Source organism: Delftia sp. WY8 (assembly GCF_018437695.1).
GTDB lineage: Bacteria > Pseudomonadota > Gammaproteobacteria > Burkholderiales > Burkholderiaceae_C > Comamonas > Comamonas tsuruhatensis.
The window spans coordinates 6,349,770-6,362,033 of sequence record NZ_CP049795.1 but is presented as its reverse complement, the minus strand read 5'-3'; the positions used below and the strand labels follow the sequence as shown (position 1 = coordinate 6,362,033).

The 12,264-nt window shown below is 70.1% G+C and carries 8 protein-coding genes; 5 read left to right on the top strand and 3 right to left on the bottom strand.

The window, feature by feature from the left end:
• The first annotated feature begins 71 nt into the window (after positions 1-71).
• The 5 genes from G4D77_RS29060 (at position 72) to tsaA (ending at position 6,401) form a co-directional block, all read left to right on the top strand.
• On the top strand, positions 72-1,391 hold the full coding sequence (locus G4D77_RS29060) for an MFS transporter (protein ID WP_047327425.1): 1,320 nt from the start codon (positions 72-74) through the stop codon (positions 1,389-1,391).
• 37 nt (positions 1,392-1,428) lie between these two features.
• The gene (locus tag G4D77_RS29055) at positions 1,429-2,775 is read left to right on the top strand and encodes an MFS transporter (RefSeq protein WP_017403840.1); all 1,347 of its coding nucleotides are present in this window, start codon (positions 1,429-1,431) and stop codon (positions 2,773-2,775) included.
• Positions 2,776-2,922: 147 nt separating this feature from the next.
• Positions 2,923-5,205, top strand: a complete 2,283-nt coding sequence (locus G4D77_RS29050; RefSeq protein WP_047474363.1) for an AsmA family protein — start codon at positions 2,923-2,925, stop codon at positions 5,203-5,205.
• Positions 5,206-5,544: 339 nt separating this feature from the next.
• The gene (locus G4D77_RS29045; protein ID WP_016446251.1) at positions 5,545-5,910 is read left to right on the top strand and encodes a winged helix-turn-helix domain-containing protein; all 366 of its coding nucleotides are present in this window, start codon (positions 5,545-5,547) and stop codon (positions 5,908-5,910) included.
• On the top strand, positions 5,907-6,401 hold the full coding sequence (tsaA, locus tag G4D77_RS29040; RefSeq protein WP_046241890.1) for a tRNA (N6-threonylcarbamoyladenosine(37)-N6)-methyltransferase TrmO: 495 nt from the start codon (positions 5,907-5,909) through the stop codon (positions 6,399-6,401). Before G4D77_RS29045 ends, tsaA begins: the two co-directional genes overlap by 4 nt.
• A 35-nt stretch (positions 6,402-6,436) precedes the next feature.
• Here the strand turns inward: tsaA and dnaE are convergent, their stop codons facing one another.
• The 3 genes from dnaE to imuA are packed head-to-tail and all read right to left on the bottom strand — an operon-like array spanning position 6,437 to position 12,215.
• Entirely contained in the window at positions 6,437-9,823 is a 3,387-nt protein-coding gene (dnaE, locus tag G4D77_RS29035) for a DNA polymerase III subunit alpha (RefSeq protein ID WP_154834158.1), read from the bottom strand.
• Positions 9,816-11,324: a Y-family DNA polymerase gene (locus G4D77_RS29030; RefSeq protein WP_016446254.1), complete on the bottom strand. Its 1,509-nt coding sequence runs from the start codon at positions 11,322-11,324 to the stop codon at positions 9,816-9,818. Before G4D77_RS29030 ends, dnaE begins: the two co-directional genes overlap by 8 nt.
• 6 nt (positions 11,325-11,330) lie before the next feature.
• Complete coding sequence (gene imuA, locus G4D77_RS29025; RefSeq protein WP_154834157.1) at positions 11,331-12,215, bottom strand: translesion DNA synthesis-associated protein ImuA; 885 nt, start codon at positions 12,213-12,215, stop codon at positions 11,331-11,333.
• Positions 12,216-12,264: the final 49 nt, after the last annotated feature.

Here is a 12,264-nt window from a genome sequence, read left to right as displayed (position 1 = left end):
GCCCCGCGAAGCGGCACCTTCATCCATACAACAATGAAACGGCACCCACCGCTGGTGCCCGGGAGACTGTCATGGCCCAGGCCCCGCGCGCTTCGCTGCGCCAGATCCACCGCTATTCATGGGTATCCCTGCTGGTCTGCTGGCTGATCTGGGTACTGAATGCCTATGACCGCGAGATCGTGCTGCGGCTGGGGCCGACCATCTCCCGGCACTTCGGCCTGTCGGCCGACGAATGGGGCACGGTGGCCACCATCGTGATGCTGGCCCTGGCCGTGCTGGACATTCCCGGCGCGATCTGGAGCGACCGCTACGGCGCAGGCTGGAAGCGCGCACGCTTTCAGGTGCCGCTGGTGCTGGGCTATACGGCGCTGTCGTTCGCCTCGGGCTTCAAGGCGCTGAGCGGCAGCCTGGCGGGCTTCGTGGCGCTGCGCGTCGGCGTCAACCTGGGCGCCGGCTGGGGCGAGCCCGTGGGCGTGAGCAATACCGCCGAGTGGTGGCCGGTGGAGCGGCGCGGCTTCGCGCTGGGCGCCCACCACACGGGCTATCCGGTGGGCGCCATGCTCAGCGGCCTGGTCGCCGGCTTTGTGCTGTACGCCTTCGGCGAGGAGAACTGGCGCTATGTGTTCTTTGTCGCGCTGGTCGTCGCCATCCCGCTGATGTGGTTCTGGGCGCGCTACTCCACGCCGCAGAAGATGGAACTGCTGTATGCCGACATCGCCGCCCGGGGCATGACCCCGCCGCAGGCCAGCGTGGCGGCGCAGGTGGAAAAAGGCCAGGCCTGGCGCACCCTGCGCAGCACGCTGGCCAACCGCAGCATCGCCCTGACGGCTGGAAACACCCTGCTCACGCAGGTGGTCTACATGGGCATCAACGTGGTGCTGCCCGCCTACCTCTACAACATCATGGGCCTGTCGCTGGCCGAATCGGCAGGCATGAGCGTGGTGTTCACGCTCACCGGCATCCTGGGCCAGCTGGTCTGGCCGGCCCTGTCGGACGTGATCGGGCGCCGCGTCACCCTGGTGATCTGCGGCCTGTGGATGGCCGCCAGCGTGGGCGCCTTCTACTTCGCCGACACCATGGCCCTGGTCGTGGTGATGCAGCTGCTGTTCGGCCTGGTCGCCAATGCGGTCTGGCCCATCTATTACGCGGTGGCCTCGGACTGCGCCCAGCCCGCAGCCACCTCCACGGCCAACGGAATCATCACCACCGCCATGTTCGTGGGCGGCGGCATCGCGCCCGTGCTGATGGGCAGCCTGATCTCCCTGGGCGGCGGCTGGACCAGCCCCGGCGGCTATGCCCTGTGCTTCGTGGTCATGGCCGGCTGCGCGCTGGGCGGCGTGGCCCTGCAGCTGGGCACGCGCGGCAACGCCGCCTCCACCGCCACCGCCTGACTCCGCTTTCATCCACCCATCTTTCCAAGGATTTGCCATGGTCCATCACCCATCGCCCTCCCCTGTTCACGCGCCGCCCGCACGGCCGCAGCCTGCCGCCGGCGACAGGCAGTCGCTGCTCAACGCCCGCATCTTCCGCAGGCTGATGCCGCTGCTGGTGCTGTCCTATGTGATCAGCTTCATAGACCGCACCAATATCGCGCTGGCCAAGTCGCACATCGAGGTGGACCTGGGCATCTCGGCGGCCGCCTACGGCCTGGGCGCGGGGCTGTTCTTCCTGAGCTACGCCCTGCTGGAAGTGCCCAGCAACCTCATCATGCACAGGGTGGGCGCGCGGTTCTGGATCACCCGGATCATGGTGACCTGGGGCCTGCTGTCGGCCGGCATGGCCTTCATCACCGGAGAGACCTCGTTCTACGTGATGCGCGTGCTGCTGGGCGCGGCCGAGGCGGGGCTGTTCCCCGGCGTGATGCTCTACCTGACCTACTGGTTCGGCCGCGAGGAACGGGCCCGCGCCATCGGCTACTTCCTGCTGGGCGTGTGCATTGCCAACATCCTCAGCGGCCCCGTGGGCGGCGCGCTGCTGCAGATGGACGGTTTCCTGGGCTGGCACGGCTGGCAATGGATGTTCGTGATCGAGGGCCTGCCCGCCGTGGCCCTGGCCTGGGTGGTCTGGAAGAAGCTGCCCGACGGCCCGGCCAGCGCGCCCTGGCTGACGGCCGCCGAATCGCGCGAGGTACTGCAACGCCTGCAGGCCGAGCAGGACCAGCAGGCCAGCGCCGGCCAGGTGGGCCACTCGCTCCGGGACTGCCTGCGTGACCGCCAGATCTGGCTGGCCATCCTTGTCTACTTCTGCCACCAGATCAGCATCTACACGGTGATCTTCTTCCTGCCGGGCATCATCGGCACCTACGGCCAGCTCTCGCCGCTGCAGATCGGCACGCTCAACTCCGTGCCCTGGATTGCAGCGGCCATCGGTGCGGCCTGGCTGCCGCGCTTTGCCACCCACCCGCAGCGCTGCCGGCGCATGCTGCTGGCGGGCCTGGGCACCATGGCTGCAGGCCTGCTGCTGGCGGCGCTGGCGGGCAAGGCCTCGCCCGCGCTGGGGCTGCTGGGTTTCAGCCTGACGGCGCTGATGTTCTTCGTGGTGCAGTCCGTCGTCTTCCTGTTCCCGGCTTCGCGGCTGGCGGGTGCGGGGCTGGCGGGCGGCATTGCCCTGGTCAATACCTGCGGACTGGTGGGCGGCTTCATCGGCCCCACCGTGATGGGGATGATCGAACAGGCCACGGGCAGCACGCGCAACGGCCTGTTCATCATGGCGGGCCTGCTGGTGGTGGCCGCCCTGGCATCGACCCGCCTGCGGCAGGGCCAGGAGACACGGTGATGACAGCGCTTTTGCCACGGCAGGCCGCGCTGTAGGCCAATCTCCTGTATGCGGGCCTGCCGGCTGCCCGCCAGCGCGTCCCGGACCTTGGCAAGCGGTTTTGCGGCGCTAGGATGGACCGAACTCCATTTAGCGGCCCCCTGCGCCATGACCGACACAGCGACCGACAGCTCCCCCACGCCGGCATCCAAGCCCACACCCCGCCCGCCGCGCCGCCGCTGGCTGCGCATCCTCGTGTGGATGGTCTCGGCACTGGTGCTGCTGCTGGCGCTGGTCGTGGTCCTGATTGCCACCTATGACTGGAATCGCGCCAGGCCCTGGATCAATGAGCGGGTCAGTGAAAGCACCGGCCGGCATTTCGCGATTGAAGGCGACCTGCGGGTGCAATGGAACTGGCCCCAGCCGCTGGACCAGGGCTGGCGTCACTGGATTCCTGGCGTCACTGTCCAGGCCGAGCAGCTGACGCTGGGCCAGCCCGAAGGCTGGCAGGTGGAGCAGGAGCCGGCCAAGGGCAGTGGCGAGCTGCCAGCCCTGCCTGCGCCGCCCGACCAGTTGAACAAGGGCCGCCTGCCCGAGGAGAAAGCCAAGGAACAACCCAGGGGAAAGGCGAAGGACAAGGGCACGGACAAGGACGAAGGCAAGGACAAGGACTCGCAGGCCAGCCCTTCCGCGCCCAGTATCGACAGCGACAGCATCGTCCTGGCCGACGAAAAAATGGCCCCTCCCCCGCGCGACGCCGCCACCATGGCCACGGCAGCCCGCGCCACGGCCAGCCTGCGGCTGTGGCCGCTGCTGGGCCGGCACGTGCTGCTGGACCATCTGCAGCTCGAAGGGCCTGACTTGGTCTTTGCGCGGCGCAAGGACGGCAGCAACAACTGGACTTTCAAGCGCCCCGAGTCCACCGGTCCGCGCTGGCGCTTCCAAGTGACGCAATTGAGCCTGCGCGGCGGCCTGGTGGGCTGGAGCGATGGCGTGCGCCAGATGGCAGTGCGCGCACGCCTGGACAGCCTTGTACGGCCGCCCAGTCCAGACTTTCCGTATGGCATGCGCGTCGGCCTGACCGGCCGCATCGCCAAGGCCACGGTCGAGGCCCAGGGCCTCATCGGCCCCGTGCTGGACCTGCAAAGCGAGCAGGCACGCTTTCCGGTCAAGCTGTGGGCCCATGCGGGCAGCCTGCGCGCACGGGCCGAGGGCATTCTCGACAATCCCAGGGCACTCAAGGGCATGGACCTGCAGGTGCACCTGCGCGGCTCCAGCATGGCCGACCTGTTCCCACTGACCGGCCTGCTGCTGCCGCGTACACCGCCTTTCGACACCAACGGCCATCTGGTCGGCAGCCTGCAGCCCGGCCGCGCCGAGTGGGACTACGAAAACTTCGAGGGCCGCGTGGGCCAGAGCGATCTGCGCGGCTCGCTGCATTACGCATCCGGCAAGCCCCGGCCCAAGCTCAGCGGCGAGCTGGCATCGCGCAAGCTGCGCCTGGCCGACCTGGGGCCGGTGGTAGGAGCACCGTCCACCAGGCAGGACCAGAAAAGCCGGCAGGCGGCCAGCGGCAAGACCCTGCCCACGCAGCGCTTCGACACGAGCAAGTGGAATGCCATGGATATGGATGTGCACTTCCAGAGTGACCGCATCGAGCGTCCCCAGGCCCTGCCCATCGAGAACTTCAGCGTACATGCCGTCATGGACAACGGTGTGCTGCGCCTGGCGCCGCTGCGCTTCGGCATGGCCAAGGGCAAGCTGGACCTGCAGGCCATGGTGGACAGCGGCGCCAAGCCGCCCAAGGCCAACCTCCAGGGCAAGGTCCAGGGGCTGCAGCTGTCGGCCCTGTTCCCCGAGATCGAATTGATGAAGAAAAGCCTGGGCAGCATGGATGGCGCCATCGCCCTGGAGGGCCGAGGCCAGTCCATGGCCGAATGGCTGGGCACCAGCTCCGGCGACATGCGCCTGTATGTGCGCGACGGGCGCTTCAGCAAGCAACTGCTGGACCTGGCCGCGCTCAACCTGGGCAGCGTGGTGGTGACCAAGCTGTTCGGTGCCGACAAGGAAGTCCAGCTCAACTGCGCCGTGGCCGACCTGTCCGTGCAGAACGGCCTGGCACGCACGCGCAACGTCAAGTTGGCGACGCCGGAGGCGATCGTGGAGGCCACAGGCCAGATCAGCCTGGCGCAGGAGACCATGGATCTGCACATCAAGCCCGAATCGCTGAAGTGGAAGTTCTTCTCGCTGCGCACGCCCCTGTATGTGCGCGGCAGCTTCGCCAACCCCAAGGTGGGCGTGGAGCCCGGCCCGCTGCTGCTGCGTGCGGGCGCGGCCGTGGCCGCCGCCGTGGTGGCACCCGCCGCCCTGGCCCTGGTGCCGCTGACGGTGCCGGCTGCCGAGGAAGATGCGCAATGCCAGCGACTGCTGGCAGACGCCGGCAAGAAGTAGGAAGGCCTGCCCGGCCTTCAGCTGCAGCGCGCCCTGGGAACGCCACGAACGGCCGTCCCCAGGCGCTGGCCAGCAAGACCATGATCACCGCGCGCCTATGTGAGCCGGGGCTTGGGCCAGCGTGCAGTCTGGCAAGAGTGGCAACGCCGACCGTGCGAGCCATCAGTACCATGAGGGCCACAGCCGTTGCGAACGGCGGCGGCGCACAGTGCATATGACCCGCCCCGCTGTAGCAGGCCATGCATTGCGTATTTCCCCTTAGCCCCATCGCGGCGCAGACCGTTGATTTCGCTTAACCTTCGCCGTTAACCCGTTTTTGCCGTGCCCAGCCCTTCTCCCATGTCCTCCAAAGTCCAGTTCCGCCTGCGCGTATACAACGACAGCACCATTGCCATCGGACCCGGCAAGGTGCAGTTGCTCGAATCCATCGCCGAGGCGGGCTCCATCTCGGCCGCAGCCCGTTCGCTGGGCATGTCGTACCGGCGCGCCTGGGTGCTCGTGGACGAGATGAACCGCGCGCTGCAGACGCCGGCCGTCAACACCAGCGCAGGCGGCGCCCATGGCGGCGGCGCCTCGCTCACGGCCACGGGCGAGGCCATCGTCAGGCATTACCGCTCCATAGAAACCACGTCGCGCATGGCGGCTGCGGCCGATATCGCAGCGCTGACGCGCCTGCTCAATCCCCAGGGCACCGCCAGCGCATGAGCGATGCCGCCGCGCAAGGCATAGGCTGCCGCCCCATCGGCCATGTGCGCAGCCGCTTCACCGATCCGGTGGGCATGCCCATACAGACGGCAGGCGCGGCCGACGAGGCAGGCCGCGTGGAGCTGCTGCCCGAGTTCGAGGCCGGGCTGCGCGACATCGAAGGCTTTGACTACCTGATCCTCATCACCCACCTGCACCAGGCCGTGGAAAAGCTGGAAGTCGTGCCCTTCATGGACGACCGCAGCCACGGCGTGTTCGCCACACGCGCCCCGGCGCGGCCCAACCGGCTGGGCCTGTCCATCGTGCGTCTGGTGCGGCGCGAAGGACTGCTGCTGCATTTCCTGGGCAACGACATGCTGGACGGCACGCCCGTGCTCGACATCAAGCCCTACGTGCCCAGGCTGGACGTGCGCCAGACCGAGCGCATAGGCTGGTTCGGCAAGCGTATCGACCAGATGCCCGACATCCGCGCCGACGCCCGCATGGCCTGAGCCTGCTTCGGCAGCCGCAGCAACGGCAACAGCCCTCAGTGGAAATTGCGGCTCGCCACGCCGGCGCCGCCCAGGCGGCCCAGCCAGCGGCTCATGTCGCGGGCGCGGTGCACGATGAGATGGCGCACGGCGGGCACCTCCTGGCTGGCCTGCTCTGCAGGCACTGACTCGCCGCAGTCCTTGCCGCCGCCCCAGTCAGAGCTGCTTTGCCAGATGCCCTCGACCGCCAGCAGCCGCGCGCCCAGCAAGGGCTCGCCCCAGCGCGTGACGGTATCGGGCCAGACCACCAGGTTGACCGTGCCCGTCTCGTCCTCCAGCGTGATGAAGACCGTGCCCTTGGCCGTGGGCGGGCGCTGGCGCACGGTGACGATGCCGCAGGCCCGCACGCGCATGCCCGCCAGCGTGTCGCGCAGCTCCAGCGCCGTGCGCAGCCCGTGGCGGCGCAGGCGGTCACGCAGCAGGGCCAGCGGATGGCGGCGCAGGCTCAGGCCCGTGGCCGCGTAGTCGAACAGGATTTCCTCGCCCTCGGGCGCGGCGGCCAGTTGCACGGGCGCCTCGTGCACGGGCACGCCCGCGAACAGCGGGGGCTGCACCTGCAGGGCCGCGGCATCCCACATCTGCTGGCGGCGGTGGCCTGACAGGCCCTGCAGCGCATCGGCCGCCGCCAGGGCCTGCAGCTCGGCGCGCTGCAGCCGGGCGCGCAGGGCCAGGTCCTCGGTGCTCCTGAACGGCGCCTGCGCGCGGACCTGGGCCACGCGCTCGCCGGAAGTCTTTGGCAGCTGCGCCACCATGCACAGACCCAGGCGCACGGCCGGCTGCGGCAGCTCGACGCCAGCAATGCGCTCGTGCGGTGCCTCCAGCGTGCAGTCCCAGTCGCTGTGGCGCACATCGACGGGCAGCACGCGCACGCCGTGGCGGCGCGCATCCTGGATCAGTTGCGAGGGGGTGTAGAAGCCCATGGGCTGGGCATTGAGCAAGGCCATGAGGAAACAGGCCGGCTCATGGCGCTTGAGCCAGGCGCTGGCATAGGCCAGCATGGCAAAGCTGTAGGCATGGCTTTCTGGGAAGCCGTATTCGCCGAAGCCCTGGATCTGGCGGACGATGGCGTGGGCGAATTCCGGGCTATAGCCCTTGGCCAGCATGCCCTCGATCAGCTTGCGCTCGAAATGGTGTATGCCGCCCTTGCGCCGCCAGGCGGCCATGGAGCGGCGCAGTTCGTCGGCCTCCCCCGCCGAGAAATTCGCCGCGATCATGGCGATTTGCATGACCTGCTCCTGGAAAATGGGCACGCCCAGCGTGCGCTCCAGCGCCTGCTTGAGTTCGGGCTTCTCCAACACCAGTTCCCCTTCCTGGTCCCTGCGCTCGCGCGCCTGCAGATAGGGATGGACCATGCCGCCCTGTATGGGGCCGGGCCGCACGATGGCGACCTCGACCACCAGGTCGTAGAACACGCGCGGCCGCAGCCGGGGCAGCATGCTCATCTGCGCCCGGCTCTCGATCTGGAAGGTACCCACGGTGTCGGCGCGGCAGATCATGTCGTAGGTGGCCGGGTCGTCCTTGGGAATGTCGGCCAGCTCCCAGCGCGGGCCGCGCAGCGCGGCGCGCGCGTGCAGGCTGCCGCGCAGCACGGTGAGCATGCCCAGGGCCAGCACATCGACCTTGAGCAGCTTCATGGTGTCCAGATCGTCCTTGTCCCACTGGATGACCGAGCGGCCCTCCATGGCGGCCGGCTCCACGGGCACCAGCCGCGTCAGCGGCCCGTCGGTCAGCACAAATCCGCCCACATGCTGGCTCAGGTGGCGCGGGCTGTCGCGCAGCTGCAGGGCCAGCTCCAGCCACAGCCGCGCACGCTGGGGCGACAGTTGCGGGCAGTCGTCGCCCAGCCGCTCGCGCAGCCGGGCCAGGCGCAGCAGCTTGGAGCGCACCCAGCCCAGGGCGGGGTCATCGGGTTCGGGCTCCGGCTCGGCCGCCTGGTCCTCGGCATCGCTGAACCAGTGGTGCTGCCGGGCCATGGCGTCGATCAGCACCGCATCCACGCCCAGGGCCTTGCCCGCGTCGCGCAGTGCGCCACGCGTGCGCCAGCAGCTGACCACGGCCGTCAGCGCCGCACGGCCGCGGCCGTATTTTTCGTAGATGTACTGGATGACGGTCTCGCGCCGCGCGTGCTCGAAGTCCACGTCGATATCTGGGGGCTCGCTGCGCTCGCGGCTGATGAAGCGCGCCATCAGCAGCGTGGTCTTGTTCGGGTCCACGGCCGTGATGCCCAGGCAATAGCAGACGGCCGAGTTCGCGGCCGAACCGCGCCCCTGGCACAGGATGCCTTCGCTGCGCGCATAGCGCACGATGTCGTGCACGGTGAGAAAGTACATCTCGTAGCGGCATTCGGCGATCAGCTCCAGCTCATCCTTCAACTGCTTGGCGACCGATTCGGGAATGCCTTGCGGATAGCGCCCCGCCGCTCCCTGCCAGGTATGCCAGGCCAGGGTCTGGCGCGCGTCCATGCCGGGAAGCACGCTTTCCTGCGGATAGTGGTAGCTGATCTCACTGAGCTTGAAATCGCAGCGCGCGGCAATCTGCAAGGTTGCATCCAGCATGGCGCGCGGATAGATGCCGCCCAGCCGCAAGCGTGAGCGCAGATGGCGCTCGGCATTGGGATGCAGCTCGAAGCCGCATTCGGCCACCGTGCAGCCCAGGCGCAGCGCCGTCACCAGGTCCTGCAGCGGCTTGCGCGAGCGCGCATGCATGTGCACGTCGCCGCATGCCACGCAGGACAGGCCCATTAACCCTGCCACGTCCTGCAGGCTTTGCAGCCACAGGCTGTCGTCGGGCGCCAGCAGCAGCTCCACGCCCAGCCAGCAGCCCGGCCCCAGCTGCGCCACGGCGGCCTGCACGGCCTGGGCGATGGCGGGCACATCGCCGGCTGGAAGCAGCGCGCGCTGTGGCAGGACGATGCATTCGCAGCCTTCACGCAGCAGATGCCAGGGGCTGTCGGCATCGACCAGGTACCGGCCCTTGTCGGCACGGGCGCGCGCCGCGCTGATGAATTCGCAGAGGTTGCCCCAGCCGTTCAGATCGCGCGCCAGCGCCACCACGCGCAGCGGGCCCCAGGCAAATTCGCTGCCATGGATCAGGGCCATCTCGCAGTCGCGCGCGGCCTCGAAGGCCCGCACGGCGCCGGCCACCGAGCATTCGTCGGTCAGGGCCAGCGCCTGGTAGCCCAGGGCCTTGGCGCGCTGCACCAGTTGGGCCGGCGAAGAGGCGCCGCGCAGAAAGCTGAAGTTCGACAGGCAGTGCAGCTCCGCATAGCCGGGCAGGCCCGGGCCCGATGCCATGCCGGACACCGGCCCGGTGGCCTGGGGCGGGGGCTGCAGCCGCTGCAGCTGCGGGGGCGGCGGCTCCAGCAGGATGTCCTGTTCAGCCATAGATGCCTTGCGCAAACCAGGCGGCGGGCGACAGCAGGGCCGGCATGCCTGGCAGCCGTTCCGATGCAGGCGCGCGCTCGCGGTAGATCCAGACATGGCCGACAGCCGCGTTGCTGGCCACGAAATAGTCACGCACGGCCAGCGCCGCATCGGCCTGCGGCTCTCCCCACCAGCCGGCCTCCAGCCGATAGGGGCCGGCCAGCAATTGCAGCGGCCCCTGCCAGCAAGGGCGGCTGCCCTGCAGGAGCAGGGGCTGGGGCGGATCAAGCAGCCAGGGCGGCAGCAGGCCCTGCCAGGGGTTGGCCGCCTTGCGCGCGTGCGCGGGCCGCCGCGGTGCCTGCGGGGTCTGCAGGGCCTCGCAGGCCGGGGTCCAGCGCTGCATGGCCTCGGGCCGGTGGTCCGATTGCAGCTGCGCCACCCGCACGCCCTGCGCGCCACGGCGGGCCGAGACGCGCTCCACCCATTCATGCCAGGCCATGCCGCTGGCCGCGCCTGCCCCATCTGCCGCGCCTGCCGCCTCGCCCAGCGGCGCCGGACCGGGCGCGGCCGGTGGCAGGCAACTGCCGGCATCGGCCGCGAAAGGCGCGGTGTCCAGCGCCACCAGCTCCAGCATGTCCGCAGGCGCGCGCCAGGGCGTGCGGGCCAGGCGTTCGCGCAGCAGGCGCTCCATGTGCTCCAGCGCCTGGGCGGGCCGGGCCGTGCGGATGTCCAGCGCTTCCCAGGCCGGCAGTTGCGTGCCGTCCACGCGCCGCAGATCGTGGTGCCAGCGCAGTTGCAGGCCCAGCACGCCCTGGTGGCGGGCCTGCAGCCAGGCCTGCAGCGCGCGCAGCAAGGGCCGGGCGGCCTGCAGCAGGGCCTGGGCGTCGCTGGCCGGATAGCCCAGGTCGGCGCGCAATGCAAAGTGCTCGGGCAGCTCCAGCCAGTCCAGCGCATGGGGGCTGCTGCCATAGGCCTGGTCCAGCGCCAGCAGGGCCGGCAGCCCGATGCGCCGCGCAAGGCCCGCGCGCGGCAGGGCGCGCAGCTCGCCCCAGCGGCGGCAGCCCATGCGCTCCAGGGCCGGCGCATGGGGTTCGAGCGCGGGCAGGGTCCAGATCGGCAGGGCATCGGCAGGCGGCCAGGGCTGGCGCAGGCCGTCGCCCTGCATGCGCCAGCGCAGACGCGCCAGCGCCTGCCAGGCCGTGGCGGCCCGGGCCCAGACCGGCATCTGCGGGCTGCCTGCCTGCCCTGTGTCAGGCTGCTGTTCACGCAGAGCGCGCAGCAGGCCCAGCAGCATGGACTGGCGGCCGCCCCACAGGCGCTCCACGCTGCCCACCTCCATCAGCGCCACGGCCTGCCCTGCCCCGTACCAGAGAGCCACGCGCGGCGTCCAGCGCAGGGCCCACCAGGCCTGCTGCGCGCAGGCACTGCCTTTGCCATCACTGTCGCCGTTGCCCTGGCCATCGCCCTGCGCGGCATGCAGCGGCCAGGCAATCCAGTGCAGTGCTTGGTTCGGCTGTGCCATGGCATCTCATCCCAGGGTGTGCGCTGCCGCCTGCAGGGCGGGCGCCTCGGCGGGCAGCAGTTGCCCGTGTCCATGAAGCCAACGCTGCGCCTCGCCCGCCTGCCGGGTGCGCCGCAGGGCCTGGGCCTGCAGCACGTCCTGCCAGGCCCAGTGGTGCAGCGGCAGTTTCAAGGGATGCTCCAGCGCGGGCCCCCGGCGCTTGAGCAACTGCACGCGCAGGCAGGCTGGCGTACCGCCTTCGCCCGGCACCCCCAGCTCGGTCTCCACGCGCAGCCGCAGCGGCGCGGGCGAGGCCACCGTCTGCAGGGAGGCCGAGGCCTCGCGCCACAGCCACAGAATGCGCCCCTGCGCAGCGGCCGCCCATTGCAGCCGGCGCAGCGTGGCCATGGGCAGACCGGCCGGCAGCCAGGCCAGCACGGCCAGCACGTCGCGGCAGCGCAGTGCCTGCTCACAGACCCAGGCCAGCCCTGCCCCATCGCCTGCCGGGTGGGCGCCGGGGTGGGTGCCGGGGTGGGTATCGGCCTCCACGCAGCACAGCCGGTGCGCCGCCACGCCCGCCGCTTCCAGTCCCGGTGCAAAAGGCCTGCAAGGCGGCGCCACCAGCACCACCTGGCCCGCGCTGCGCTGCATCAGGGCCGCCAGGCCCGGCAGCAGCAGCGGCCACTCGGCATGGCCATGGGCGGGTTGCAGCAGCTCGACCATCGCGCCCAGCGGCCAGCCCCCGCCCGGCAATTGCGCATCCAGCAGCGCATGGCCCGAAGGCTGGACGCGCTGCTGCAGCGCCTGCTGCCAGCCATCGCCACGCCACACGCCCTGCAACTGAGGCAGCACACGCGCCGCGCCCGCCATGGGGGCGGGCTGCGCAGGTTGGGAGGCGTGGGGCGTGGTCATGGGGAAAATCTCAAATACTGTATGAATATACAGCACTCTTGATTTCCGA